The sequence below is a fragment of the Pseudomonas sp. GW821-FHT11D10 genome, assembly GCF_058808435.1.
In genome coordinates this window covers 165,007-188,307 of the sequence record NZ_JBXARR010000006.1, presented here as the reverse complement: position 1 = coordinate 188,307, position 23,301 = coordinate 165,007, and the positions used below count along the sequence as shown (strand labels likewise).

Genomic DNA, 23,301 nt, shown 5'->3' with positions numbered 1-23,301 from the left:
TGGCGAGTCCGTCAGCCACCATCATCGAACGTGCCGTGGTTACTGCGACAGACCTTCGTAGTGAACCAGGATGGCATTGGCCAGCTCTTCATCGCTGGCGTTCAGGCCGGGATTGTCCTGACGCACCTGTTGCAGCACCGATTCCAGATACACGCCACGGATCGTTCCGCCGCTGGCGACGAATGCGGACAAGTCGTCACGGGCCGGAATCACCATTTTGTGATCCTTGAAGGTCGAGTACAGCGAGGCCGAAACCCCCGCCGAAGTGGCGACATCCCCTGCGTCCACGCGGGCAAGGGCCGAGCCGAACGGCAGGCACAGCATGAGAGACGAAACGAGTAATAAACGGCGCATGACGGTGTTCCTCCAGCAGCGTAAAGCGAAAAGGAAGTACCACATAATGTGAGAGGTGCCGGACAGCGCGGGAGTTCCATGCGCCGGGCCGGGCGGTAGCGGGCACAGAACGAGAACCGCCGCACAGTCCTCATTTTTACCGGATGTAACGACACACCCTGCGACGCTCTAAAGCGGCGGATTCACCCAAATAGGCTTAACTGAAGCGTTGAAAGGCGCCGTGTGGCGCGACCAGGGAGGAAATCACGGTGTCGATCAAACTGCGTTTGGTGTTGCTGATTGCGACCAGCCTGCTGACGGCGCTGATCGTGAGCCTGGTCAGTTATGTCGGCAATCAGCGGATGGCTTCGGCGGTCAGTGACAACGCGGTCAGCATGAGCGCGCTGCGCAACCACATGGAAGCCGACATGATGCACGACGCCCTGCGTGCCGATGTGTATTCGGCAATGCTGGTGGGGCTGGGCAAAAGCACGAGTACGGCGGAGGAGGTGCGCAGTTCGGTCGAAGAGCATGCGGCGCATTTTCGCGAGGTGCTGGGTGAAAACCTCAAGCTGCCGGTGAACCCGACGATCCGGTCCGCGCTGGAGCAGATCAAGCCCAGCCTCGACACCTACATCAGCGCCGGCGAGCAGATCGTCGGTCTTGCACTGGAAAACCCGGACAGCGCCCAGCAGCATCTCGGCACCTTCAGCACCGCGTTCAGCCAGCTCGAAGAACAGATGGCCGCCCTCAGCGAGCTGATCGAAACCAATACCCGCCAGACCAGCGAAGGCACCGAGGCGGCGATCCACAACGCCAATGTCGCGCTCGGCATCGTTCTGATCGCCAGCCTGTTCCTGCTGTTGGCTCAGGGTCGCTGGGTGATCCTGAGCATCATGGGGCCGCTGAAATCCGCCAGCCGCATCGCCGAAAGCATCGCCCACGGCAACCTCAGCGAACCGATCGCCGAACCATCCGGCAAGGACGAAGCCAGTGCGCTGATCCGCACGCTGGCCACCATGCAGCGCGACCTGCGGGACATGATCGACGTGGTGCGACGCAACGCCCATGGCGTCAGCGGCATGAGCGAACAACTGAGCCACGGCTGCCATCAGGTGGCCGACAGCAGCCAGCAGCAAAGCACCGCCGCCGGGACCATGGCTGCCGCTGCGAGCCAGATGACCGCGAGCATCGAGGAAATCACCCGTCACGCCGAGCGCGCGCTGAACATGGCCAGCCAGGCCGAGTCACTGGCGAAAAATGGCGGGCAGGTGATCCATCAAGTGGTCAGCGACATGGACGATATCGCCCGTTCCGCCCAGCAATCGGCGCAGGTGATCCGCACCCTCGATCAGGAATCCGAAGGCATCTTCAACATCATTCAGGTGATCAAGAGCATCGCCGACCAGACCAACCTGCTGGCGCTCAACGCGGCCATCGAGGCAGCCCGGGCGGGCGAGCAGGGCAGGGGCTTTGCGGTGGTGGCCGATGAGGTGCGCAGTCTGGCTGCGCGCACCAGCGCCTCGACCCAGGAAATCGCCGCGATGGTCGCGCGCATCCAGAACAGCACCCGCGAGGCCGTCAGCAGCATGGAGGCCGGTGTCGCCCAGGTCGACAAGGGCATGGCGGTCACCGCCGACGTCGAACGCGCCATCCGCGAAATCCTCGACGCCACCCTCAGCACCACGCAACTGGTCAACGACATCACCCGTACCATCGGCGAACAGAGCCAGGCGAGCAACGAGATTGCCCATCAGGTAGAGATGATCGCGGGCATGTCGGAGGGCAACAGCAAGGTGATCGGTCAGACGGCCAATACCACGGACGAACTGTCGAGTCTGGCGGGGCGGCTGGCGCAGTCGGTGGATCGGTTTCGGTTGTGAGAGCAGGCTCTGCCGCCGCATTGGCGGCAGAGCTCATGCATCAGAACTTGTACGCCTGACGCCCCACCAGCAGCCACTTGCCAGCCTGCTTCTGCCAGATCTGGAAATTCTCGATTTCAGTCGGCACGACTTCGGTGCCTTTGATGGCCTGTCCCGAAAAGTGATGGCGTACCAGCGCGGTGTCTCCGGACAGGGTGATGGTCTGGTTTTGCATTTCCAGGGTCTTGAACGCGCTCTTGCCGGTTTCGATATCGGCAATGAAGGCTTTCTTGTCCTGGATCTTGCCGCTGGAGTGACCGTAGGTGAGGTTGTCGGCGGTCAGGGCGTTCAGTTCGGCGACGTCCTTGTGCAGCATCGCCTGGGTCAGGTGGTCGACGGCCTGGGCGACGTCCTTTTCCGCCGGGGCGGCGGCGACGTAGCCGCTGAAGAGGCAGACGAGACTGAGTAGAATTCTGTTTTTGTTCATGGGTATTCCTTGTTGTTGTAGGTAATGAGCACGACTGGATAATTTGTCAGTCGTCGTACAACTTAACAGGAAAGCGTTGGCGTTAGAAAGCGCCTGAGGAACCTATTGAAAACTATCCGGTCGCGAACAGACGCGCGGGTTTGCCATGACGTGATATTCTTCGCCCCACTTGGTTTGACCTAATTCAGTCTGGCGCGCTTTTCGGCGGGCCAGACAGAACCCCTGTCGCTCAAGTAGCTGAAGCCAATAATGATAAGAAGTCAGTTCAGAAGGGACATATAACTGAGGTCGACGCAGCCTGTCGGCCTTGTGTGCCCACCCGTCAAAATTGAAGTGTGCCGGAACCCGCGATGCTGGCCTGAGTGTCGCGCAAAAGGGGACCTCATACGTACAACAGCGGCGGGCGGAAGGCGTTTTATCATAGGTGCAACAGATGTTTAAAAAAGTGAACACAGCCTTGCTGGGGCTGGCTTTGGCGATGGGGATGTCGTCTGCCAATGCCGAAGAAGCAAAGAAAGTCGACGTCCTGCTGATCGGCGGCGGCATCATGAGCACCACCCTCGGTGTGTGGATCAATGAGCTGGAACCGACCTGGTCGATGGAAATGGTCGAGCGCCTCGACGGCGTCGCCCTCGAAAGCTCCAACGGCTGGAACAACGCCGGTACCGGTCACTCCGCCCTGGCCGAGCTGAACTACACCCCGGAAGACGACAAGGGCAACGTCACGATCCCGAAAGCGGTCGAGATCAACGAAGCGTTCCAGGTCTCCCGTCAATTCTGGGCCTGGCAGGTTCGTCAAGGCGTCCTGAAGGACCCTCGTTCGTTCATCAACACCACTCCGCACATGAGCTTCGTGTGGGGCGATGACAACATCAAGTTCCTGAAAAAGCGCTACGAAGCCCTGCAAGCGAGCCCGCTGTTCGCCGGCATGCAGTACTCCGAAGACCCGGCTGTGATCAAGAAGTGGGTTCCGCTGATGATGGAAGGGCGTGACCCGAACCAGAAAATCGCGGCCACCTGGAGCCCGCTGGGTACCGACATGAACTTCGGCGAAATCACCCGCCAGTTCGCCGGTTACCTGCAGACCAAGCCTAACTTCAGCATGAAGTTGTCCAGCGAAGTACAGGACATCACCAAGAATGCCGATGGCACCTGGCGCGTCAGCTACAAGAACCTGAAAGACGGCACCAAGACTGAAACCGACGCCAAGTTCGTGTTCATCGGCGCCGGCGGCGGTGCACTGCACCTGCTGCAGAAGTCCGGTATCGAAGAAGCCAAGGAATACGCTGGCTTCCCGGTAGGCGGCTCGTTCCTGGTGACCGATAACCCGGCCATCGCCGAACAGCACCTGGCCAAGGCCTACGGTAAAGCTTCGGTTGGCGCGCCTCCGATGTCCGTTCCGCACCTGGACACCCGTGTCCTGGACGGCAAGCGCGTCATCCTGTTTGGCCCGTTCGCGACTTTCAGCACCAAGTTCCTGAAAGAAGGTTCGTACCTGGACCTGCTGACCAGCACCACCACCCACAACATCTGGCCTATGACCAAGGTCGGCATCAAGGAATACCCGCTGGTCGAGTACCTGGCCGGTCAACTGATGCTGTCGGATGAAGACCGTCTGAACGCGCTGAAGGAATACTTCCCGAACGCCAAGGCCGAAGACTGGCGTCTGTGGCAAGCCGGCCAGCGCGTGCAAATCATCAAGCGTGATGAAGCCGCTGGCGGCGTGCTGAAACTGGGCACCGAAATCGTTGCTTCCAAGGACGGCTCCATCGCCGGTCTGCTGGGCGCATCCCCAGGTGCGTCGACCGCTGCACCGATCATGCTGAGCGTGCTGCAGAAAGTCTTCAAAGACAAAGTCGCCAGCCCTGAGTGGCAAGCCAAGCTGCACCAGATCGTTCCAAGCTACGGCACCCAGCTGAACAACGATCCAGCCAAAGTGGCTGAAGAGTGGGCCTACACCGCCAAGATCCTGCAACTGCCAACCCCTCCGGTGATTGGCCAGGCTGCAGCTCCGGCGGCGGACGCCTCGGCTGAAAAAGCCCCGGCTCCGAAAGAAAGCGCTGCACGTGACATGGCTCTGTAACCAGACGCCTGACACACGAAGCCCACTGAACCGGTGACGGTCAGTGGGCTTTTTTGTGTCCGGATTTCAGGCCTTGGCGGCAGCCAGATAAGCCCCCAGCCGCCGGCCCATTTCCTCGCCCAGCGCCTGCAACCCGCTCAACGGCCGCACCATCACCTCGAACTCGACGATCTTGCCCTGTTCATCGAAGCGGATCATGTCGATGCCCTTGAGCTCTTTCGTTCCGACTTTGGCGCTGAATTCCAGCACCACATTCAAGCCATCGGCCGTCGCCAGTTCACGGTGATATTTGAAATCTTCAAACACCTCGAACACGGTATTCAGGATCATCGAGACCACCGGTGCGCCGGGATAAGGCGTATGGGCCATCGGCGAGCGGAAAACCGCTTTGGAATCGAGCAGCTCGGGCAGGGCCTTGAGGTTGCCGGTGCGGATCATCTCGTGCCAGCGGTTCAGGGATTCGGCGGCGTTGGGGTGCAGCTTCAGGTCGGACATGGTTTTACTCCTGTATTTTTTGTTGTTCTTTGCGCGGCGCCCATGACTCTAGATCAAAGCGGCGCAATGGAAACCATCTGTACCGATCTGAATATCGACCCATGCGCCAGCCCGATCCATCTGATCCGCTTTTTCCTGTCGAATCTGCATCTGTAACCATCTCAGCCACGGGCCCAAAATACCCCTGCCGTTCGGCCATACGCGACGCGCTTCATTCCGGAGCGCCCGGTGCGCCGGACATTCAGTATTCAGGAGGCCTTCATGGCTAAGATGGCGATTTTCCTCGGCGGCTTTCTTGTGTTGACCATCATGATTGGCGTCCTTGCCACGATTTCTCCGGTCTGAGATCAACTGCAGCGCGATCCCTGTGGGGTGTGATCTAATCGCCGGCCTTTTTTCCAGCAAACGGATTTCACCCCATGGCCGAGCAGCGTATCCGCGCACTTGCACTGTGTGTCTTTCACCATCAGGGCAAGATTCTGGTTAACCGGTTCCACGACCCGGTCGCAGACAAATCCTTCTATCGGCCTATCGGTGGCGGTATCGAATTTGGCGAAAACAGCCGCGAGGCGATCGTGCGCGAAGTGCAGGAAGAGCTGGGGCTTTCAATGAAGGATCTGCGCCTGCTCGGTACGCTTGAAAGCCTCTTCGTCTACAACGGCAAGCCGGGGCATGAAATTGTCCAGGTGTATGACGCCCGTTTCGAAGACGCGCAGGTGTACGAGCAACTGCAGATCGACGGCCACGAAAGCGACGGTGCTCCGTTCACCGTGAGCTGGCAGGACAGTTCAAGCTTCACGGAGCAGTCGCCGCTGGTGCCGGTGGGTTTGCAGGCGCTGCTCAAGAGCGCTGCGATCCTCGACTGAGCGTGCGAAGTAACACGACCCACCAGACAAAACCGCATTCGGTATTAGACTCCACTCACGTTCTGATACCGGAATGCCTTGCATGTCGGACTTCCCATGGACTCGCTGATCAACGCCGCCGGCCGCGCACTGGCGGTGGGGGATCCGTTGGCGGCGCTGAATTTCGTTGCCCTGCGCGAAGACCCTCCAGCGCTGGCCCTGCGTGGGATCGCGATGGCGCAGCTCGGCGACATGACGCGGGCCAAGACGTTGTTGCAACGGGCAGTAAAGGCGTTCGGTGCCAACGAGCCTCTGTCCCGGGCGCGCTGCGTGGTGGCCGAGGCCGAGGTGGCGCTGGCGGCGCGGGATCTGGGCTGGCCGGTGGAAGCGCTGGAAGCGGCGCGACAAGTCTTGCAGGATCATGGCGACGGCGTAAATGCAGCCCACGCACGCTGTTTGCAGATCCGTCGGCTACTTCTGATCGGCCAGTTGGAAAAGGCGGAAGATCTGCTCGGTGAACTTGATCCTGCACCGTTACCCCCGGCCCTGCACACCGTCCATGAATTGATGACCGCCGGAATCGCCTTGCGCCGGGTGCAGGCACACAAGGCGCAGGCGGCGTTGGAACGCGCGCAACGGGCGGCGCAGCAGGCTGCCATTCCATCGCTGTCGGCAGAGGTCGCTCACGCCCTGCAATTTCTTCATGAGCCGGCAGCCCGATTGATCGTTGCGGGCCAGGAGAAAGCGGTCACGCTCGCACAAGTGGAAGCGTTGTTCGCCTCGCCGACGCTGGTGGTTGATGCCTGTCGTTACAGCCTGCGCGGTGCTGGAATGACCGTGGCGCTGGCCACGCGGCCGGTGTTGTTCAACCTCGCTCGGCGGCTTGCCGAAGCCTGGCCCGAAGAGGTGTTCCGAGAGACGCTGATCGCCGAAGCCTTTCGCTTGAAACTCGATGATGAATCCCACCGCGTCCGATTGCGGGTCGAGATCGGTCGGTTGCGTGCGGCGCTGCGCCCGCTGGCCGGAATCATCGCAACCCCTCGCGGCTATGCGCTGGTTGCACAGGACGTCGCGCTGCTCACGCTACCAAACGAGGACAGACACGCCGGGTTGCTGGCCCTGTTGTCCGATGGCGAGGCATGGTCGAGTTCAGCACTGGCGCTTGCGTCGGGAAGCAGCCAGCGGCAAGTCCAGCGAGCGCTGGAAACACTGGCGGCACAAGACAAGGTCCAGGCGTTCGGTGGTGGCCGTGCACGGCGTTGGCTGACGCCGCCGGTGCCGGGTTTCGCGACGATCTTGTTACTCCCGGTGTCGTTGGGCAATGGCTAGGCTGGACTCACCCACTCAACGAGGAAACCAGCATGAAACAGGCAAACGCAGAAATCCTTCGGGAATACGGCCCGTTTGAAGGTGTCGACGGTATTCACGGCGTGACCTTCGATGGCCGGCAAGTCTGGTTCGCCAGCGATGGTCAGCTCAATGCACTCGACCCGGCCAGCGGCGAAACCGTGCGTACGATCAAGGTTGGCGCCGATGGCGGGACCGCGTTCGATGGCCAGCACCTGTACCAGATTGCCGACCGCCGAATTCACAAGATCGACCCCGCCACCGGGCGCGTACTCCATACCATTCCCGCTCCGGGCGACGGCGGCGACTCGGGCATGGCCTGGGCCGAGGGCTCGTTGTGGGTGGGGCAATACCGCGACCGCAAGATTCACCAGATCGATCCGGACACCGGGAAAATCCTCCGCACCCTCGAATCCAATCGTTTTGTCACCGGCGTCACCTGGGTCGACGGCGCGTTGTGGCATGGCACCTGGGAAGGCGATGAAAGCGAGATTCGGCGAGTCGACCCGAGCAACGGCGAGGTTCTGGAAAGCCTGGCGTTGCCCAGCGGAGTCGGCGTCTCCGGACTGGAGGCCGATGGCGCTGAGCGCTTCTATTGTGGCGGCGGGAACAGCGGCAGGGTGCGGGCGGTGCGCCGGCCGAAATGAGCGCTCAAGGCGCCCCGAACAGCATCGTCCAGTAAACCCCTTCATCACTGCGCGCCTCACTGGCATACCCGGCGCCGACCTGGGTGAACATCGGGTTCATCAGGTTGGCGCAGTGTCCGGGGCTGGCCAGCCAGCCGGCCATGGCCTTGCCCGGTGAGCTTTGCCCGGCAGCGATGTTTTCGCCGATCTGCCGGCCACGGTAGCCGGCCGCCCGGGCGCGATCTGCCGGGCCGTCGCCGTCCGGGTCGCGGTGGGCGAAATAGTTGCCGTAGGCCATGTCCTTGCTGTGCCCCTGGGCGGCGGCGCCGAGTGCCGGGTTCCAGCTCAAGGGGCGGGCGGCGGCGAAGCGCTGGCGACCGCACATGCGCGGTCGGGCGCGGGCGGCGTTGACCTCGGCCAGCAAGGCCTTGCCGACACTGCGGTTGTCGCCGACGCGGCTGTCGAGCACTGGCCGCGCCAGCACCACTTGCCATTCGCTGCGGGCGCGGCTGATGCCGATGTCGGCGTATTGACCGTCGAGCAACGCGCCGCAGTAATCGCTTTGCAGCAGATCGAACGCCTCTTCGGCGTCCTGTGCGCCGACGATCCGGATGCTGCGCACCGCCACGGCCGCGTAGCCGGAGTCTTTCAATCGTTCGCGCAACCCACCGCCGTAGCCATAGCCGACCGGCAACGCCAGGTTCGACTTCAGCGTCAGCGGCGCCAGCCGTTGGGCCGGGCGCCGGTCACAACGTTGCGGATGGGCGCGGTAGTCGTTGATGGCGGCCACCAGTTGCCGCTCGGCACCGGCGTGGGCAGTGGGAGAAAGCAGGGGAGAAAGGATCAACAGGCACAGCGAAACGAAGCGAGACGAACGAACGGCGTGGCGCATGGGACGCAAAGCTCTGAAAAAGGACAACACAGAAGGGGAGTGAACCGCAGAACGCGGCGCGGGTAGGACTGGCCTTTTTGCACTTGGTTCACGAAGCAGCGCCGGGTTTTAACGGCCGCCGACGAAGTGCTCAGCGATTCAACACATCCTCGATCCATTGCAGGTATTGCGGCCGTTCGGAAATCGAATTGTGTGCCGAGTCCTTCACCACTTTGAGCGTGGCCACTCCGTCGGGAAAACTGTGCAGCAAGCGTTCGGTGCTGGCCCGAGGAATCACCTCGTCATCGCTCGCCGCCAGCAGCAGCGTCGGCACGCGGATATGCGCCGCGTACTGGCCGGAACGGAAGCGATCCTTGAGTAACCACTGCACCGGCACCCACGGGTATTGGCGGGCGGCGATTTCTTCGAGGCTGTTGTAGGGCGTGACCAGAATCAGCCGCTCCACCGGCCGCTGGCTGGCCAGCCGCACCGCGACCCCGGAACCGAGGCTGCGCCCCAGCAGCGCGACCTGCGGATGACTGGCATACACCTGATCGAACAGCGCCAGCGCATCCTCGGCGATCGCCTCTTCGGAGGGCGAGCCACCGCTGCCGCCAAAACCCCGGTAATGCAGCAAATACAACGAATAGTCAGGAAACGCCTCGGAAAACTCCGGCAGATTGCGCGAAACGTCCTCGGCATTGCCGCCGAAATAGATCAGCGCCCTGGGCCCGGCGCGCTCGCGCACCGATACGCGGATCTCGGCGTCGGGCATGGCCAGCGTCAACCGAGACTCCGGTGAATCAAGGCTGGCGGGCTGGGGGAAATAGATCAGCGCGCGCTGAAACACGAACAGCGCCGCGCACAGGATCAGGTACACGGCGACGATCAATGCGACGAGTGACAACAGGGTTCTGGACATTCGACTAACTTTAACCGGGCGCGCAGGTTGGCTGTCGCAGTGTAGTCCAACGGTTTTGCGGGCTGCGTCAAAACACAAGGTGCAACAGATCCACAGGGCAAGGGCGCCAGCATGAACCACACTGAGGGATATTCCCGCCGCCGGTTTCTGACGCTGGCAACCGGGGTGTCAGCGGTTTTCACCTTTGACCGGGCGCTGGCCGCCATTACGTCGCCGAACGCCACAGGAGCCCAGACCATGCAGACCCGCGCCATCCCTTCGAGCTCCGAGCCACTGCCGCTGGTGGGGTTGGGCACTTATCGCGGTTTCGACGTCGCCCCCGGCGATCCGGTCTACAAACAATTGCCGGCGGTGCTCGGCGAGCTGTTCAAGAAGGGCGGAACGGTAATCGACAGCTCGCCCATGTACGGCCGCGCCGAGGAAACCACCGGTGAATTACTGTCGATCCACGAACCGCGCTCACCGGCGTTTCTGGCGACCAAGGTCTGGACCCGTGGCCGCGAGGAGGGAATCGCGCAGATGGAGCAGTCGTTCAGCCTGCTGCGCACCGAGCGCATCGATCTGATGCAGATCCACAACCTGTTGGACTGGCAAACTCATCTGCCGACCATTCGCGACTGGAAAGAGCAGGGCCGCATCCGCTACATCGGCATCACACACTACACGCCGTCGGCCTATGAGGAGGTGGAAGCGGTGCTCAAAGCCGAGCCGCTGGACTTCCTGCAAATCAACTACGCCCTGGATGATCGCGGGGTCGAGAAGCGCATCCTCCCGCTGTGCCGCGAGCGTGGGGTGGCAGTGATCTGCAACCGGCCGTTCGGTGGCGGCGACCTGCTCGCGCGGCTCAAGGGCAAACCGCTGCCGGGCTGGGCCGCGCAAGTCGGGGCCAAGAGCTGGCCGCAACTGGCGCTGAAATTCCTGCTGGCGCACCCGGCGGTGACCTGCGTGATTCCCGGCACCAGCAATCCGCTGTACATGGCCAATAACGCCGGGGCCGGGTTCGGGCTGATGCTGACCGATGCACAGCGTCAGCAGTTGATTGCGCTGGTGAGTTAGTCATCTCCCGGTGTGAGTCGCGCACCAGCACCCCCATGCTGGGGGCTGAAGCGACCTAACTACCTGTTTTACAAGAATATAGGCCCATTCAAGGCCTAGCAAAACATCCGTTTTTTTATGCTTATGCAAACGGAAACACGCGGCCCCCAGGGAAGGTTTTGCGCACAACTATCAGCGCGCGTGCGCAGCTAGTCCCGCTTACAAAACAACGCCTATGCTTGTTAGCCAGATCGGTCAAAACAAGAAAAGGAAAAAATCATGAAATTAGTCGCAGGTTTTCTTTTTACCGCTTTAAGTATGGGCATCGCTCACGCTGAGACGGTGGTGGTGCGAGCTCAGGATTTTGTAAGCAATCAGAATGTCGAATCTGGCGGACCGTATGGCTATGGTGATTGCATTGTCACTAGGAGACCGGGAAATATACCCACATCAGCCGAGTACAGATTTAGTGTGAAGGACGGCGGCCAGTATCAATTGACGATTAGCTATGCAGCTTTGGATCCGCGACCAATATCCATCACCGTAAACGGGCAAAATATTTCGAGCAATGCTGCAGCCGCCTCAACGGGAGGCTGGTTTGAAGGCAATCGTATTGACTCTAATGAGGGGATGATTTCGCTGAAACCAGGAGAAAATCGAATCTTAGTTTCACGCAGTTCCGACATTCCCCATATCCACACACTGACCGTTAAGGGCCCCTAGCACCTTGCCTGTGAGAGCGATTCGCGATGGCTCATGAGTCTGCGATTGTCGGCGCGCAGACCTCAATGAGCACCACCATGTCAAGGTGACCATTAAATAGGTGCAAGATATTGATTTTAAAGGGAAAAATAGCAAAATCTGCATGATAGAAAATAGGTATTACTGCCTATAAGAATCAACAATTTAGCGCTGGATTTTCCTACGGTGCCTTGCCCCTACCCGGCGTTCTGCCGATTGAGCACCAGTCTAAACTCCTACACCTCGTCGTCTCACTCTCGCCGCTCCCCGGGGTCTCGATTACTGTGTATATAAGCAGTATTGAGCAAGGCGCTCCTCGTGGATCCCCTCTATATAGAAGAAACCGACGACTGGCTCGGATGCCCGACACCGCTTGAAAGCTTCCGGCAACAGCTCAGGCTCTACGAAAATGAATTCGAGGAATTGAACCGGCAACTGCGCGAAGAGCGGGAGTGAATATTCAAGCTGGTCACGCGATTGTTCTTTTGGGTCCATACACACAACCAGCGTCCGGCCATTTCTTCCCTGAAGGGTGCAGTTCGCAGTCTTCCCCAGCAAAAGCGCCAAGAAAGCATCCGAAGGCGTTCCCTTTGTCGCTGAGGATACCGGGGAAGTTTTCGCAGACGACAACGCAAGCGGGTTTTCGCTGGCCGGCGCGAACATAGTCAACTGCATCTGCAAGCTCCACGTATTTGATTGTGAGGGAGCCGCGCGGGTCGGTGAGGCCTTCGCGCATTCCGACTACGCTGAACGCCTGGCATGGGGTGCCGCCGACGAGGATGTCCGGTGCGGCGATCTTGCCGGCCAGCACCTGGGCACCGACTTTGGTCATGTCGCCGAGGTTCGGCGTATTCGGGGAGTGGTGGGCCAGTACCGCGCTGGGAAGGCTTCGATCTCGGCGAACCAGGTCGCCCGCATGCCTAGCGGCTTCTATGCAAGTGTTGCCGCCTCGATGCGGGCGCAGACCGAGCCGTAAGTGATGGCCATATGTTGTATCCTTCGCCAAAAGGGAGGCGTGATGGAAATATTTGATAAATTCGAGCTAGACGCAAAGGGGTTAAGCTTTAGCGGCCATCGCTTAATCGATGATCATAAGGTTGAAGCTCAATTCGGATCAAAAGAGCAGCCACTTTACGTATTCACTCAATCCGATACCGATTGGGCAACCGTTTCACCTTCAATTGCTGGTGTAGTGGTTGCAATAATTGTTGCTTGGCTCACAGTAAGAGTGCAGAAGAATCAGATTAAAGCGAACCTCAGTGGCTTTAGAAATCAATGGATGAGCGAGCTACGAGCGTGCGGATCAGAATATCTGATGGCGATGCTTGATATGGCACTAAAGACTGAAATGGATCCGAAGTTTTATAATTCAGGAGAGCGCTTTCAGGCTTATCGGCAAGTAAATTCGTTAGGTTTAAAGTTTGAGTTGCTTCTTACAAGAGATGATAAGGATGCAACAAAAATTAGAGATTTGGATGAAGTGACTGCGAAAATTCTTTTTGCTATGAAGCTTGGCGATGACAGTCAGCCTGTGATTGATAATATTAATAAATTAAAGTCACTTCTTAGGGTTGAGCTTGAAGATGCATGGACTGACATTAAGAGAGATGTCGGTAAGATTAGATAAACATCGTCGAATATTTCTCCAGTCAGGCGTCGCCCTCCGTGACTGGTGGTGGCAATTTGGTTTGGGTTGGGGTATTACGGGTGACCGGCATGGGGCCGGCTCAAGGAGGTAGCAGATGTTCGAACCATATGGTCAAGACGGTCCCACTAACGCCTTTCGGTATCGAAGTGTCCCGGTCCGCTTTACTTATCTTTTAGATGCTGGCGCGGATCATGTAGCCCAGGTCGATATCGACGGGGTTCTTCCGGAAGACACGGAAGAAACAAGATTCCATCGTCTGCGCGGTCCTTGGAAAACACGAGAGGAAGCCTTGGCGGCTGCTCAAGACTGGGCAAAAACTTGGCTCGACATCGTGCTAGGGAAGGGTGCTAAAGAGGTGTAACTACCTCGTCGTCAGGCTCTGGCGGATCGTCGGCGAGCAACTTCATGCCTGCGGCCCGAATCATGCGCGACACCTTTTCAGTAACAACAGAAGGTGTCGTGACACACTTTAGCATCTTGGCCTTGGTTTCGAAGTCGGCCACGATCAGGTTCCGCAGCAAGTTCTGATACGCCTGCTGCTGGTTGTTGAAGCCGTGGGCGGCCATGACCCGCTTGAGGTCTGGCTTGAACACGCCGGTGACCTCAACCGTAAACTTCTCGATGCCCAATGCAGCGTCCTTCGCAGCTGCCTTCTCGCGCTTCTTGCGCTGCTTGATGGCTTCCGCTGTCAGTTCCAGCTCTTCGGCCATGGTCTACTTCTTAATTCCGCTGGCCGGCAAGTTGTCAACTGATGTATTTATCTTTCAACTCACACTGGCAGGAGGCCGACATGAGGTTGCAAAGCGGTGTGGATGCGCTAGCGGTTATCGAATACGACGCTAAAGCTATGCTGAAACGGATATGGCTACCGGACGACGCATTGAAGCTGGAGATGGCCGTGTTCCTTCGGGAGGTCATCGACCTAGCCGGCTACATGGAGTCGTGGCATCGAATCGTTGAGCCGCCGAGCTTTGCCTGAGCTGGCGCAACGCCGGTATTTGCGGTATTCGTGTTCGGCTCGGCATGGAGTCGGAAGAGGAGATTCAGATGGCGGATTCGCCTTGGGATATGTGGTCGGCTATCGGCACCTTGGCCGCGGTTGCTGTTGCCTTGGGCGTTTCTGGGCACGCGGCATACGTAAGCCGACGGGCGGACAAGGATCGCGCCGAACTGGTCGCTGCTAGGATGCTGAGTCCGATCACGGCACTGGAGCAAAAAGCTTCTTACCTATTCGCCTGGTTTTGCTTCAATGACGAGGAGCCAGCTGACGGACATATGAATGTCCTGCGGGGCATACAAGAGCTTGATGTCATGGCCAACGCCATTTCGATTGACGATCTGTATCCGTTACTACTTTTGAAAGGTCACGCCGCCAAAAGATCAGCGCGAGCGCTAGGGCTAATCCAAAGTTTTTCCGCCGATGCAGTTGCGACAATTTCACACCATTCGTGGAGCGATATCGGGCGGCGAAAGGTTCACTATGAAAGGTGGGTCGTGACGCTTTCTGAGATTAAAGATCATCTTGCTATCGCCGCGCTTGCTTGTGAGTCGGCGGCCTCTACTGGCGCACCACGACCAACCGCAGAAGAAATACAAGGGTGACCGCCGCCCTCCGTGACCGGTCGTGGTAATTTGGTTTTATTGGTAATACGTTTATAAAAACCTATCAAGGAAATTGAATTGAATAAACCTTCTGGTGTTGGATTCTTAATACTTATTGCTGTTCTAGCCATTTTGGGGCTGTACGGATGTTATTACTATTTTTTAGTTCAAGGGTTTTCTGAAGCAAACCAGCAAGGATTAGTTGGAGTGAGAGCGGGTACATTCGGTGATGCTTTCGGTACATTAAATGCGCTTTTTTCCGCGCTTGCCTGTTGTGGCGTCGTGGCAACACTTCTGCTGCAGAGGCGTGATCTGAAGCAGACACACGAAAAAGCAGACCGGCAGCAATTTGAATCTCATTTTTATAGCAGGCTATCTTTGCAGCAAAATATTGTGGATCGACTGGATTTGGTAAACAAAGAGTCGAAACAAACTGTAGCGACTGGTAGGGATTGCTTGAAACAAATTTATAAAAGCATGTCGGAAAGATGTTTAGGTGACACGAAAAGGACTGATCAAAAGACCAAGATCGACTATTGGTATGACTGGGTCTGGGTTAATTTTCATAGTGATCTTGGCTTGTATTTTAGATCCCTATATAGTCTTTTGAAATTTTTATCTGAAAGTGAGTATCAGGATAAGGCAAAGTTGGGAGTTGTGGTTAGGTCGCTGTTGTCCGATTACGAGTTGGCTATAATTTTTTATAATTGCATGAGCTCTCGGGGGGAAAATTTCAAAAAATATGCAGAAGAGTACGCATTGTTTGATAATTTGGATGTCAACATATTGATTGATCAAAAAGATTTGCTAAGAGTGTCTAGAGTGTCATTCGGCAAAAATAAAGTAGCTCTGGATATATTTGATAGACATTGCCTTGATGAAAAAACCTCTCTTAGCTAAGTGAACAAGAGCCTCCCGCAGAACCTGTACTTCGATTCGCGGCGCTCGACCTATCGCTACCGCCGGCCTACCGACGGTAAGTGGTTCCAGTTCGGATTCGATCGAATCAAAGCGATCGATGCTGGAAGCAGTTGAACCTGGAGTTCATGCGCGGCGCTGACCTGATCGGCGCCGTAATGGGCAGCACATCCGAATCGTTCGCCGGCTTCCTGGACACATACGAGCGCGAAGTACTGCCGCTGCGCGAACTGGCCAAGGGCACGCTCGGGCTTTACGCCTCCCACTTCCGCCGTTTCCGAAAGCAGTTCGAAGGCAAGCGGTCGACCAGATCACTATCCGCATGATCGCCGAGATGCTGGACGCCCTCACGCCGCGCACTGCCAACCAGTGCCGCGCCCTGCTAATCGACATCTTCAACCACGCAGCGGCCGAAGGCCTTTTTCCGGTTAACCCGGCGGCCAGCACCATCAACCGAATTGATAAGAAGCAGCGCAAGCGGCACACCATCAAAGGCCTGAAAGCCATTCGGGAAAAGTCGCCGTTCAGGCTGCAGAACGCGATCGATCTGGCGTTGATCACCGCACAGCGGCGCACCGACATTCTCAACATGCGATTCGACGGGGTTCGGGAAGGGTTTCTGTATGTGGTGCAGCAGAAGACGACCAAGGCCAGCGATGCAGCGTGGATCCGGTTCAAGGTGACCGAAGAACTCTAGGCCGTGATAGCCGGTGCTGGGATGACATCGTTTCGCCTTACCTGATTCACCGCCGGCCCGATCGCAAAAAGCAAAAGCAGGCGCAGACGAAGGATCACTGGACACAGGTCGAAGAACGATATTTGACGCGGGCCTTCAAAGAGGCCCGGGAAGCGGCGGGTTGTTACAAGGGATGGAAAGAAGAGGAAATGCCGGGCTTTCACGAAGTGCGTGCTCTATCGCTGCACTTATACCAGAAGGCCGGAAAAGACGGTCAGAAGGTCGCCGGCCACGCCAGCGAAACCATGACCAAAAACTACCACAAGAACCACGCCGAAATGGTCTGCTCAGAGGCAATTTCAGACCTGAATATCAGCGAAATTATCGGGTAGTTTTGCGCAAATTTTGCGCAGGAACAAAAAAGCCGATTCAGTTGATCGGCTTAACTGTATGATTTTAATCAGGAATAATGGTCGGGGCGGAGTGATTCGAACACTCGACCCCTAGCACCCCATTCTAGTGCGCTACCGATTTCAGATCATCGGCGGCAATGCATCGAGAATCTTGTCCAAGGTAATCGGATACTCCCGCACCCGCGCACCCGTGGCGTTGTAGATCGCATTCGCTACCGCCGCACTCACGCCGCAAATCCCCAGCTCACCGACCCCCTTGGCTTTCATCGGCGATGAAATCGGGTCGGTTTCATCAAGGAAGATCACTTCCTGATGCGGGATGTCGGCATGCACCGGCACTTCGTAGCCCGCCAGGTCATGGTTAACGAAAAAGCCCTGGCGCTCGTCAACCGCGAGTTCTTCCATCAGTGCCGCGCCGACGCCCATGGTCATCGCGCCGATCACCTGGCTGCGGGCCGATTTCGGATTGAGAATCCGCCCGGCGGCGCAGACTGCGAGCATGCGCCGCACGCGGACTTCGCCGGTGGCGGCATCGACGGCGACTTCGACGAAGTGCGCGCCGAAGGTCGATTGCTGGTACTGCTTGGCGAGGTCGGCGAATTCGATGCTGTCCTCGACTTCGATTGCGGCGTGTTGCGCGGCCTCACGTAACGGCACGTGCTTGCTGCCCAGCCGCACGTGGCCGTCGGCAAACTGCGCTTCACCTGCGCTCATGCCGAGTTTGGCCGTGACCGCTTCGCGCAGTTTCATGCACGCCGCGTAGACCCCGGCGGTCGAGCAGTTGGCGCCGAACTGGCCGCCGGAGCCGGACGACACCGGAAAATTCGAATCGCCCAAATGCACAACCACATCGTCGAGACGCACGCCCATCACTTCGGCGGCGGTCTGGGCAATGATCGTGTAGCTGCCGGTGCCGATGTCCGTCATGTCGGTTTCAACGGTGATCTTGCCGTCGCGCTCCAGCCGCACTCGCGCACCGGACTTCACCAGCAGGTTGTTGCGAATCGCCGCCGCGACGCCCATGCCGATCAGCCAGCGACCTTCGCGACGGCTGCCAGGAGTTGCATTGCGCTTGTCCCAGCCAAAGCGCTCGGCGCCGGTTTGCAGGCATTCGACCAGACGCCGCTGGGAGAACGGCCGCTCGGTTTTCACCGGATCGACCTGGGTGTCGTTGAGGATGCGGAACTGGATCGGATCGAGTTTGAGCTGTTCCGCCATCTCGTCCATGGCGATCTCCAGCGCCATCAACCCCGGCGTTTCACCTGGCGCGCGCATGGCGTTGCCTTCCGGCAGATCCAGCGGTGCCAGGCGCATGCTCACCAGGCGATTTTCTGCGGCGTAGAGCAACTGGCTCGGCTGCGCCGCGACTTCGACCTTGCCGTCGGCGAGGTTGCCCGACCAGCCTTCATGGGCGATGGCGGTGAGTTTGCCGTCCGCCGTGGCGCCCATGCGGATGCGCTGGACGGTGGCGGGGCGGTGGGTGGTGTTGTTGGCGATCTGCGGGCGCGCGAGGGCGACCTTCACTGGCCGGTTCGCCAAGCGTGCGCCAAGGGCGGCGAGGATCGCGTCGGCGCGAATGAACAGCTTGCCGCCGAATCCGCCGCCAATGTACGGCGAGATCAACCGTACGTTTTCCTTGGGCAGGCCGAGGGTGGCGGCGATGTCGCCGACGCTCCAGGCGATCATCTGGTTGGAGGTCCAGAGCGTCACGTGATCACCTTTCCAGGCGGCGAGTGTTGCGTGGGGCTCCATCATCGCGTGGGACTGATCCGGCGTGGTGTAGGTCTGGTCGAACTGCACGGGCGCGGCGGCAAAAGCGCTGGCGAAATCGCCGTGGGTGACGTCCGGCAGTTCGTCTTTGGGCTCCACACCCTGGTCGCGCACGCTGGCCAGATCAAACTGACCTTTGTCGGCCGCGTATTCGACGTTGACCAATTGCGCGGCGGCCCGTGCCTGTTCGAAGGTTTCGGCGACCACCAGCGCCACGGCCTGGTGATAGTGCTGCACTTGCGGCCCGGCCAGCAGGTGCGCGGCGTTGTATTTGCCTTTGCCGAGCTTGCCGGCATTGGCGGCGGTGACGATGGTCAGCACCCCCGGCGCGGCGCGGGCGGCATCCAGATCGATGCGGGTGATGCGGCCCTTGGCGATGGCCGAACCGACCATCACGCCGTAGGCCTGATTCTTCACGGCTTCATGTTGCTCGTAGGCGTAAGGCGCCTGGCCGCTGGTCTTCAGCGGGCCTTCGATGCGGTCGGTGGGTTTGCCGATGACGTTCAGCTGATCAATCGGGTTGGTCGTGGCGGGCGTGTCGAATTTCATGCTTCGTCCCTCGCTTGGGCCAGCACCGAGGCAATCGTGCGCTCGACCAGCGTCACTTTGAACTGGTTGTCCGGGGTCGGCGTGGCGCCGTCGAGCAGGCGCGCGCTGACAGCTTTCGCGCCTTGCGGCAACAGCGCTTCCGCCGCTTCGACCCGCCAGGGTTTCGGCGCGATGCCACCGACGGCGAGGCGACCGCTGCCATCCTTCTGCAGGATCAGACCTACGGAAACCAGGGCGAAGGCGTACGACGAGCGGTCGCGCACCTTGTGATAGACATGGGTGCCGCCCACCGGCGAGGGCAGGGTGACGGCGGTAATCAGTTCGCCGGGCGTCAGATTGGTTTCGACATTCGGCGTGGTGCCGGGCAATTGATGGAAATCCACCATGGCGATGCGCCGGGTGCTGCCATCGGCCTTGATCGTTTCGACCTGCGCATCCAGCGCACGCATCGCAATCGCCATGTCACTCGGATGGGTCGCAATGCAGGCGTCGCTGACGCCGATGATCCCGAGTTGTCGACTGACGCCGCCAATCGCCGCGCAACCACTGCCGGGACTGCGTTTATTGCAGGCCTGATTGGTGTCGTAGAAATACGGGCAGCGGGTGCGCTGGAGCAGATTGCCGGCGGTGGTCGCCATATTGCGCAACTGGCCCGATGCGCCGGCAAGCAAGGCGCGAGCGAGCAGCGCGTAGTCTTTCCGGACGCGGTTGTCCGCTGCCAGATCGGTGTTGCGCACCAGTGCGCCGATGCGCAAGCCGCCGTCGTCGGTGGCTTCGATCTGGTCGAGGCCCAGGTGGTTGACGTCAATCAGCTGCTGCGGCGTTTCGATGTCGAGTTTCATCAAGTCCAGCAAGTTGGTGCCGCCGGCGATGAAACGCGCACCTTCGATTTGCGCAGCTTGGGCAGCGGCTGCGGCAGGGGAGTCAGCGCGGCTGTAATTGAACGCTCTCATGCTGGCACCTCCGCGACTTCGCTGATGGCTTCGATGATGTTCGAGTAGGCGCCGCAGCGGCAGATGTTGCCGCTCATGCGTTCCTGCAATTCACTGGCGATCAGTTGCGGCGGTTCGGTGAGGCTGGCGCTGGCGTGGCTGGGGATGCCGTCGCGGATTTCCTGAAGCACCGCCACCGCCGAACAGATCTGCCCCGGCGTGCAGTAGCCGCACTGGTAACCGTCATGCTTGATGAACGCCGCCTGCATCGGATGCAGGTGGTCCGGCATGCCGAGGCCTTCGATGGTGGTGACGTTGGCGCCGTCCTGCATCACCGCCAGGGTCAGGCACGAATTGATTCGCCGGCCATCGACGATCACCGTGCAGGCGCCGCACTGGCCGTGGTCGCAGCCCTTTTTGCTGCCGGTCAGGTGCAGGTGTTCGCGCAGGGCGTCGAGCAGGGTGGTGCGGGTGTCGATCTCCAGCGTCTGCGGCTTGCCGTTGACTTCAAGGGTCACTTTGGCCATGGCCGGTTGCTCCAGAGTGGCCGCGTAGGCCTTGAGGCTGATGAAGGGCGGCATTGCGAACGCAGTCGCGGTCACGGCCCCGAGAATCAGGAAACGGCGTCGGGAAATCGCCAACGGCGGATGGTCGTTCATGGCTGGGCTTCCTCTGATCAGGTCGGCAGGCTGCAAATGACCCGCCAGGGCACGCCGGCGTGGTTGCCAGTCTTGGTCTGTTCTAGGAGTGACCGCAGGGGGGAGGAAAAGGTTTTGTCGGATTTCGCCCCACTCAAAGCCATCAAACGGCCACTGGATGGACAGGAAGGGCGCGGCAAACAGGGCGATGAACGGTCGTTGATGGCCACTGAATCAAAGCCTTTTTCCCCGGTCGTATCTGCGCCAGCGCGCACCCGCGCTGACAGTTTCCGTCGTCAAGACCTTGGTTTTAGGGAAAATCTGAATGATGCGTGCAACAAGCCTGCTGCTGACTGTTTCCGCCGCCGTATTGCTGGGCGGCTGTGTGGCGGATTTCGATGATGACCATCGCCATGGCCGGCATTACGACCGCGATCATGGCCGTTATTACGATCACGACCGACGCTGGGACGACCGCGACGACGACCGCCGCGACGGGCGTCGTTATCACCGCGACCGGGATGATGACTGATTGAAACGAAGAGGGCGTTCCCCGACGGGAACGCCCTCTGGCATTAAAAATGAGCGCTCGCCCGGACGCTGGATCGCGCAGGCACGGAGGCCTCGATGTCCAGCAAATGGGTGGCGAGAATGTCGCTCAGAAAACGGAACTGATCGTTGAGGCCGACCACTTCATTGCTGAAATGATTGCTGGCGGCGGGCATCAACAGATCTTCGAAGGCTTCGTCGAACACCAGCGCCTGAGTCTTGCGCGACACGGCGTGCTGATCGTAATAGTTGCTGCCGAAGACCGGGAAACTCACGGCGAGGGTGACGTTGCTGATCATGATGTGAACTCCTCGTGCTGTGTGTTTCGGATGGGTTAATCGTGCCTTTGGCGAGCGGTCGGCGGAAGGCAATCGTCGCAATGGTGAATATCGACGCCATTGATGGTTGGACGGATGCAGCCCTGACCAGCGGATAAACGGCGCACCGCACGCACCTATACTCATGTCATCTCCCCCGGATTCTTCAGGTTCCCGCCCGAAGAACAGATAAGGACCGCCACCGTGAACCTGCGTGCGCTGCTCGTCGCCGCACTGGTGTTGCTGGCCGGCTGCGCCACCACGGCGCGGGCCCCGGTGAGCGCGCCGGCAGTGGTGGTCTCGCCGGCCACCTGGCAGCAGATCGACCGGGAAATCGTCAGCGCCTCGAAGCAGGCCACCGAGCAGGTCAAGCTGTTCGCCCGTGGCTCGATGGAACATTGGCGCATTCGGGTCTATGAGCAAACTGAAGAAAATTTCATCCCGTGGTTCAGCAGTTACTGGACCCAGGAATGGCTGTCGATGAAGGTCAGCTGGTACACGATCAGTGCCAGCGGCGAGCAGGATGCCTCGGCCAAACGTCTGGCGGCCTATCTGCTGGAGCAATATCAGGAACGGGTGCTGGCGCCAGTGGCGGTGGAGATCGACCCGGACGCGATCCTCGGCCAGTCCACCGCGTTCTACGCGCAACTGATGGCGCAGCAGATGCCGGTCATCGCCCAGCGTCACGGCGTGCCTATCGCCCAGCTCAACGGGCGGTTGCAGAAAATCCCCGCCATCGCCCTTGGGCCGCCGCCGGCCCGGGACGCTTCGCTGTACCAGATCGTCAGCACTGAACCGTTGAACACGCTGCCGGCCTACGCCGCGTTGATCGACAAGATCCACACCGACGGCGGCTCGAAAGGCGTGGCCTCGACCGATACGGCGATGGCGCCGGTGGCCAAACGCGCCAGCCAGCGCATGGAGGCGGAAATGGCCCCGCGCGGTGCTGCCAGCGCGGTGGCGGCAGCGGCAGGCAAACTGGCCGGGGCGCTGATTTCGGTCGGTGTGGCGGGCATCCGCGCGATCATTCAGGCCAACGACCGCCCTGACAGCGAAGCCCTGATCCGCAGCAGCCTGGGCAACACCTTCGACAAGGCCTGGGTGAAACTGGTGCAGAACCCGACCACCGGCGTGATGGCCGGCACGCTGCACATGGCGGCGCAGGTCGAGGGCAATCTGGGCGGGCGGGACGAGCCGTCGGTCGGGTTGGGCGTCAACCGTGTCGAATGGCGGCCCCCCGAGTCGACTACTCAGCAGATCGAACCCACCCTGCAAGGAGAATGATCATGGCTTACATCGATGTTTTCGTGGCGCCCGTGCCGAATGCCAATCGTGAGCAGTACAAAAAACACTGCGAAATTGCCGCCAAACTGTTCAAGGAATACGGCGCGCTGGAGGTGATTCAGGGCTGGGGCGATGACGTGCCGGACGGCAAGGTCACCTCATTCCCGATGGCGGTGAAACTAAAGGAAGGCGAAACCGTATCGGCGGGCTGGCTGGTCTGGCCAGACAAGGCCACCCGCGACGCCGGCATGGCGAAAATGATGGAAGACCCGCGCATGCAGCCGGACGTGAATCCGATGCCGTTCGATGGGCAGCGGATGATCTTCGGTGGCTTCAAGGACATTCTCGAGCCTTGATG

26 protein-coding genes and 3 pseudogenes are annotated in these 23,301 nt (G+C 59.5%); 18 read left to right on the top strand and 11 right to left on the bottom strand.

Features of this window, described 5'->3' with window-relative positions:
- Nucleotides 1-39 precede the first annotated feature (39 nt).
- Nucleotides 40-354, bottom strand: a complete 315-nt coding sequence (locus AC1RT4_RS19245) for a DUF2388 domain-containing protein (protein ID WP_085698689.1) — start codon at nt 352-354, stop codon at nt 40-42.
- 248 nt (nt 355-602) lie between these two features.
- Between AC1RT4_RS19245 and AC1RT4_RS19240 the strand changes: the two are divergent.
- Nucleotides 603-1,361: pseudogene (locus AC1RT4_RS19240) on the top strand (MCP four helix bundle domain-containing protein); the annotation flags it as partial.
- Nucleotides 1,353-2,216: a methyl-accepting chemotaxis protein gene (locus AC1RT4_RS19235; protein WP_371915880.1), complete on the top strand. Its 864-nt coding sequence runs from the start codon at nt 1,353-1,355 to the stop codon at nt 2,214-2,216. The pseudogene AC1RT4_RS19240 and the gene AC1RT4_RS19235, both read left to right, overlap by 9 nt.
- Nucleotides 2,217-2,256: 40 nt before the next feature.
- Here the strand turns inward: AC1RT4_RS19235 and AC1RT4_RS19230 are convergent, their stop codons facing one another.
- Entirely contained in the window at nt 2,257-2,682 is a 426-nt protein-coding gene (locus tag AC1RT4_RS19230; protein WP_493087089.1) for a nuclear transport factor 2 family protein, read from the bottom strand.
- A gap of 433 nt (nt 2,683-3,115) precedes the next feature.
- On the opposite strand from AC1RT4_RS19230, the gene mqo reads away from it, so the two are divergent.
- Nucleotides 3,116-4,765 (top strand): malate dehydrogenase (quinone), encoded by a 1,650-nt coding sequence (mqo, locus tag AC1RT4_RS19225; protein ID WP_007957153.1) that lies wholly within the window; start codon nt 3,116-3,118, stop codon nt 4,763-4,765.
- 66 nt (nt 4,766-4,831) lie between these two features.
- Here mqo and AC1RT4_RS19220 read toward each other — a convergent pair whose 3' ends face one another.
- Nucleotides 4,832-5,260 (bottom strand): nuclear transport factor 2 family protein, encoded by a 429-nt coding sequence (locus AC1RT4_RS19220; protein ID WP_493087086.1) that lies wholly within the window; start codon nt 5,258-5,260, stop codon nt 4,832-4,834.
- Nucleotides 5,261-5,679: 419 nt separating this feature from the next.
- On the opposite strand from AC1RT4_RS19220, the gene AC1RT4_RS19215 reads away from it, so the two are divergent.
- The 3 genes from AC1RT4_RS19215 to AC1RT4_RS19205 all read left to right on the top strand — a co-directional run bounded on the left by AC1RT4_RS19215 (nt 5,680) and on the right by AC1RT4_RS19205 (nt 8,099).
- Complete coding sequence (locus AC1RT4_RS19215) at nt 5,680-6,126, top strand: NUDIX hydrolase (RefSeq protein ID WP_493087084.1); 447 nt, start codon at nt 5,680-5,682, stop codon at nt 6,124-6,126.
- Between the two features lie 96 nt (nt 6,127-6,222).
- On the top strand, nt 6,223-7,434 hold the full coding sequence (locus AC1RT4_RS19210; protein ID WP_493087082.1) for a helix-turn-helix domain-containing protein: 1,212 nt from the start codon (nt 6,223-6,225) through the stop codon (nt 7,432-7,434).
- A gap of 32 nt (nt 7,435-7,466) precedes the next feature.
- On the top strand, nt 7,467-8,099 hold the full coding sequence (locus AC1RT4_RS19205) for a Vgb family protein (RefSeq protein WP_493087080.1): 633 nt from the start codon (nt 7,467-7,469) through the stop codon (nt 8,097-8,099).
- Between the two features lie 4 nt (nt 8,100-8,103).
- Here AC1RT4_RS19205 and AC1RT4_RS19200 read toward each other — a convergent pair whose 3' ends face one another.
- Together AC1RT4_RS19200 and AC1RT4_RS19195 are read right to left on the bottom strand one after the other, a co-directional pair.
- Nucleotides 8,104-8,970 (bottom strand): CAP domain-containing protein, encoded by an 867-nt coding sequence (locus tag AC1RT4_RS19200; RefSeq protein WP_493087078.1) that lies wholly within the window; start codon nt 8,968-8,970, stop codon nt 8,104-8,106.
- 130 nt (nt 8,971-9,100) lie between these two features.
- On the bottom strand, nt 9,101-9,871 hold the full coding sequence (locus tag AC1RT4_RS19195; RefSeq protein ID WP_493087076.1) for an alpha/beta hydrolase: 771 nt from the start codon (nt 9,869-9,871) through the stop codon (nt 9,101-9,103).
- Nucleotides 9,872-9,982: 111 nt separating this feature from the next.
- Between AC1RT4_RS19195 and AC1RT4_RS19190 the strand changes: the two genes are divergently transcribed.
- The 3 genes from AC1RT4_RS19190 to AC1RT4_RS19180 all read left to right on the top strand — a co-directional run bounded on the left by AC1RT4_RS19190 (nt 9,983) and on the right by AC1RT4_RS19180 (nt 12,103).
- The gene (locus AC1RT4_RS19190) at nt 9,983-10,927 is read left to right on the top strand and encodes an aldo/keto reductase (RefSeq protein WP_493087074.1); all 945 of its coding nucleotides are present in this window, start codon (nt 9,983-9,985) and stop codon (nt 10,925-10,927) included.
- A 258-nt stretch (nt 10,928-11,185) separates the two neighbouring features.
- Entirely contained in the window at nt 11,186-11,629 is a 444-nt protein-coding gene (locus tag AC1RT4_RS19185; protein WP_493087072.1) for a carbohydrate-binding protein, read from the top strand.
- Between the two features lie 336 nt (nt 11,630-11,965).
- Nucleotides 11,966-12,103, top strand: a complete 138-nt coding sequence (locus AC1RT4_RS19180) for a hypothetical protein (protein WP_493087070.1) — start codon at nt 11,966-11,968, stop codon at nt 12,101-12,103.
- 16 nt (nt 12,104-12,119) lie between these two features.
- Here the strand turns inward: AC1RT4_RS19180 and AC1RT4_RS19175 are convergent.
- A pseudogene (locus AC1RT4_RS19175) lies at nt 12,120-12,634 on the bottom strand (DNA cytosine methyltransferase); the annotation flags it as partial.
- Between the two features lie 31 nt (nt 12,635-12,665).
- Between AC1RT4_RS19175 and AC1RT4_RS19170 the strand changes: the two are divergent.
- Nucleotides 12,666-13,274 carry a hypothetical protein gene (locus AC1RT4_RS19170; protein WP_493087068.1) on the top strand — a complete coding sequence of 203 codons (609 nt, stop codon included), beginning with the start codon at nt 12,666-12,668 and terminating at the stop codon, nt 13,272-13,274.
- A gap of 115 nt (nt 13,275-13,389) precedes the next feature.
- Nucleotides 13,390-13,656, top strand: coding sequence for a hypothetical protein (locus AC1RT4_RS19165; RefSeq protein ID WP_493087066.1), 267 nt, complete (start codon nt 13,390-13,392; stop codon nt 13,654-13,656).
- On the opposite strand, the gene AC1RT4_RS19160 is transcribed toward AC1RT4_RS19165, so the two are convergent.
- Nucleotides 13,643-14,005, bottom strand: a complete 363-nt coding sequence (locus AC1RT4_RS19160; protein WP_493087064.1) for a hypothetical protein — start codon at nt 14,003-14,005, stop codon at nt 13,643-13,645. The genes AC1RT4_RS19165 and AC1RT4_RS19160 overlap by 14 nt on opposite strands.
- An 80-nt stretch (nt 14,006-14,085) precedes the next feature.
- Here AC1RT4_RS19160 and AC1RT4_RS19155 point away from each other — a divergent pair, with 80 nt between their 5' ends.
- The 4 genes and pseudogenes from AC1RT4_RS19155 to AC1RT4_RS19140 all read left to right on the top strand — a co-directional run bounded on the left by AC1RT4_RS19155 (nt 14,086) and on the right by AC1RT4_RS19140 (nt 16,883).
- The gene (locus AC1RT4_RS19155) at nt 14,086-14,274 is read left to right on the top strand and encodes a hypothetical protein (RefSeq protein WP_493087062.1); all 189 of its coding nucleotides are present in this window, start codon (nt 14,086-14,088) and stop codon (nt 14,272-14,274) included.
- Between the two features lie 68 nt (nt 14,275-14,342).
- Complete coding sequence (locus AC1RT4_RS19150; protein ID WP_493087060.1) at nt 14,343-14,897, top strand: hypothetical protein; 555 nt, start codon at nt 14,343-14,345, stop codon at nt 14,895-14,897.
- A gap of 78 nt (nt 14,898-14,975) precedes the next feature.
- Nucleotides 14,976-15,797 carry a putative phage abortive infection protein gene (locus AC1RT4_RS19145; RefSeq protein WP_493087058.1) on the top strand — a complete coding sequence of 274 codons (822 nt, stop codon included), beginning with the start codon at nt 14,976-14,978 and terminating at the stop codon, nt 15,795-15,797.
- A pseudogene (locus AC1RT4_RS19140) lies at nt 15,798-16,883 on the top strand (tyrosine-type recombinase/integrase).
- Nucleotides 16,884-17,024: 141 nt separating this feature from the next.
- Here the strand turns inward: AC1RT4_RS19140 and paoC are convergent.
- Genes paoC through paoA form a run of 3 tightly spaced genes read right to left on the bottom strand, consistent with a single transcriptional unit; the run spans nt 17,025 to nt 20,814 of the window.
- Entirely contained in the window at nt 17,025-19,223 is a 2,199-nt protein-coding gene (gene paoC, locus AC1RT4_RS19135; protein ID WP_493087056.1) for an aldehyde oxidoreductase molybdenum-binding subunit PaoC, read from the bottom strand.
- Nucleotides 19,220-20,176 (bottom strand): FAD binding domain-containing protein, encoded by a 957-nt coding sequence (locus AC1RT4_RS19130; RefSeq protein ID WP_493087054.1) that lies wholly within the window; start codon nt 20,174-20,176, stop codon nt 19,220-19,222. The genes paoC and AC1RT4_RS19130 overlap by 4 nt, the downstream gene beginning before the upstream one ends.
- Nucleotides 20,173-20,814 carry an aldehyde dehydrogenase iron-sulfur subunit PaoA gene (gene paoA / locus AC1RT4_RS19125; protein ID WP_493087052.1) on the bottom strand — a complete coding sequence of 214 codons (642 nt, stop codon included), beginning with the start codon at nt 20,812-20,814 and terminating at the stop codon, nt 20,173-20,175. Before paoA ends, AC1RT4_RS19130 begins: the two co-directional genes overlap by 4 nt.
- A 304-nt stretch (nt 20,815-21,118) precedes the next feature.
- Here paoA and AC1RT4_RS19120 point away from each other — a divergent pair, with 304 nt between their 5' ends.
- Entirely contained in the window at nt 21,119-21,325 is a 207-nt protein-coding gene (locus AC1RT4_RS19120) for a hypothetical protein (RefSeq protein ID WP_064382340.1), read from the top strand.
- Between the two features lie 43 nt (nt 21,326-21,368).
- Here the strand turns inward: AC1RT4_RS19120 and AC1RT4_RS19115 are convergent, their stop codons facing one another.
- A complete protein-coding gene (locus AC1RT4_RS19115) occupies nt 21,369-21,641 on the bottom strand; it encodes a hypothetical protein (RefSeq protein WP_007957131.1) in 273 nt (90 codons plus the stop codon).
- A gap of 222 nt (nt 21,642-21,863) precedes the next feature.
- On the opposite strand from AC1RT4_RS19115, the gene AC1RT4_RS19110 reads away from it, so the two are divergent.
- Both AC1RT4_RS19110 and AC1RT4_RS19105 read left to right on the top strand, forming a co-directional pair.
- The gene (locus AC1RT4_RS19110) at nt 21,864-22,943 is read left to right on the top strand and encodes a hypothetical protein (RefSeq protein WP_493087046.1); all 1,080 of its coding nucleotides are present in this window, start codon (nt 21,864-21,866) and stop codon (nt 22,941-22,943) included.
- A gap of 2 nt (nt 22,944-22,945) precedes the next feature.
- Nucleotides 22,946-23,299 carry a DUF1428 domain-containing protein gene (locus tag AC1RT4_RS19105; protein WP_085748278.1) on the top strand — a complete coding sequence of 118 codons (354 nt, stop codon included), beginning with the start codon at nt 22,946-22,948 and terminating at the stop codon, nt 23,297-23,299.
- The last annotated feature ends 2 nt before the right edge of the window (nt 23,300-23,301 follow it).

Bases quoted from the DNA above. Each gene is read 5' to 3' on its own strand.
- AC1RT4_RS19220 (WP_493087086.1), bottom strand. From the start codon at position 5,260: ATGTCCGACCTGAAGCTGCACCCCAACGCCGCCGAATCCCTGAACCGC.
- AC1RT4_RS19150 (WP_493087060.1), top strand. From the start codon at position 14,343: ATGGCGGATTCGCCTTGGGATATGTGGTCGGCTATCGGCACCTTGGCC.
- AC1RT4_RS19190 (WP_493087074.1), top strand. From the start codon at position 9,983: ATGAACCACACTGAGGGATATTCCCGCCGCCGGTTTCTGACGCTGGCA.
- AC1RT4_RS19245 (WP_085698689.1), bottom strand. From the start codon at position 354: ATGCGCCGTTTATTACTCGTTTCGTCTCTCATGCTGTGCCTGCCGTTC.
- paoC (WP_493087056.1), bottom strand. From the start codon at position 19,223: ATGAAATTCGACACGCCCGCCACGACCAACCCGATTGATCAGCTGAAC.
- AC1RT4_RS19105 (WP_085748278.1), top strand. From the start codon at position 22,946: ATGGCTTACATCGATGTTTTCGTGGCGCCCGTGCCGAATGCCAATCGT.
- paoA (WP_493087052.1), bottom strand. From the start codon at position 20,814: ATGAACGACCATCCGCCGTTGGCGATTTCCCGACGCCGTTTCCTGATT.
- AC1RT4_RS19130 (WP_493087054.1), bottom strand. From the start codon at position 20,176: ATGAGAGCGTTCAATTACAGCCGCGCTGACTCCCCTGCCGCAGCCGCT.
- AC1RT4_RS19205 (WP_493087080.1), top strand. From the start codon at position 7,467: ATGAAACAGGCAAACGCAGAAATCCTTCGGGAATACGGCCCGTTTGAA.
- AC1RT4_RS19235 (WP_371915880.1), top strand. From the start codon at position 1,353: ATGCAGCGCGACCTGCGGGACATGATCGACGTGGTGCGACGCAACGCC.
- AC1RT4_RS19195 (WP_493087076.1), bottom strand. From the start codon at position 9,871: ATGTCCAGAACCCTGTTGTCACTCGTCGCATTGATCGTCGCCGTGTAC.
- AC1RT4_RS19160 (WP_493087064.1), bottom strand. From the start codon at position 14,005: ATGGCCGAAGAGCTGGAACTGACAGCGGAAGCCATCAAGCAGCGCAAG.
- AC1RT4_RS19185 (WP_493087072.1), top strand. From the start codon at position 11,186: ATGAAATTAGTCGCAGGTTTTCTTTTTACCGCTTTAAGTATGGGCATC.
- AC1RT4_RS19200 (WP_493087078.1), bottom strand. From the start codon at position 8,970: ATGCGCCACGCCGTTCGTTCGTCTCGCTTCGTTTCGCTGTGCCTGTTG.
- AC1RT4_RS19230 (WP_493087089.1), bottom strand. From the start codon at position 2,682: ATGAACAAAAACAGAATTCTACTCAGTCTCGTCTGCCTCTTCAGCGGC.
- AC1RT4_RS19210 (WP_493087082.1), top strand. From the start codon at position 6,223: ATGGACTCGCTGATCAACGCCGCCGGCCGCGCACTGGCGGTGGGGGAT.
- AC1RT4_RS19170 (WP_493087068.1), top strand. From the start codon at position 12,666: ATGGAAATATTTGATAAATTCGAGCTAGACGCAAAGGGGTTAAGCTTT.
- mqo (WP_007957153.1), top strand. From the start codon at position 3,116: ATGTTTAAAAAAGTGAACACAGCCTTGCTGGGGCTGGCTTTGGCGATG.
- AC1RT4_RS19215 (WP_493087084.1), top strand. From the start codon at position 5,680: ATGGCCGAGCAGCGTATCCGCGCACTTGCACTGTGTGTCTTTCACCAT.
- AC1RT4_RS19115 (WP_007957131.1), bottom strand. From the start codon at position 21,641: ATGATCAGCAACGTCACCCTCGCCGTGAGTTTCCCGGTCTTCGGCAGC.
- AC1RT4_RS19120 (WP_064382340.1), top strand. From the start codon at position 21,119: ATGATGCGTGCAACAAGCCTGCTGCTGACTGTTTCCGCCGCCGTATTG.
- AC1RT4_RS19165 (WP_493087066.1), top strand. From the start codon at position 13,390: ATGTTCGAACCATATGGTCAAGACGGTCCCACTAACGCCTTTCGGTAT.
- AC1RT4_RS19155 (WP_493087062.1), top strand. From the start codon at position 14,086: ATGAGGTTGCAAAGCGGTGTGGATGCGCTAGCGGTTATCGAATACGAC.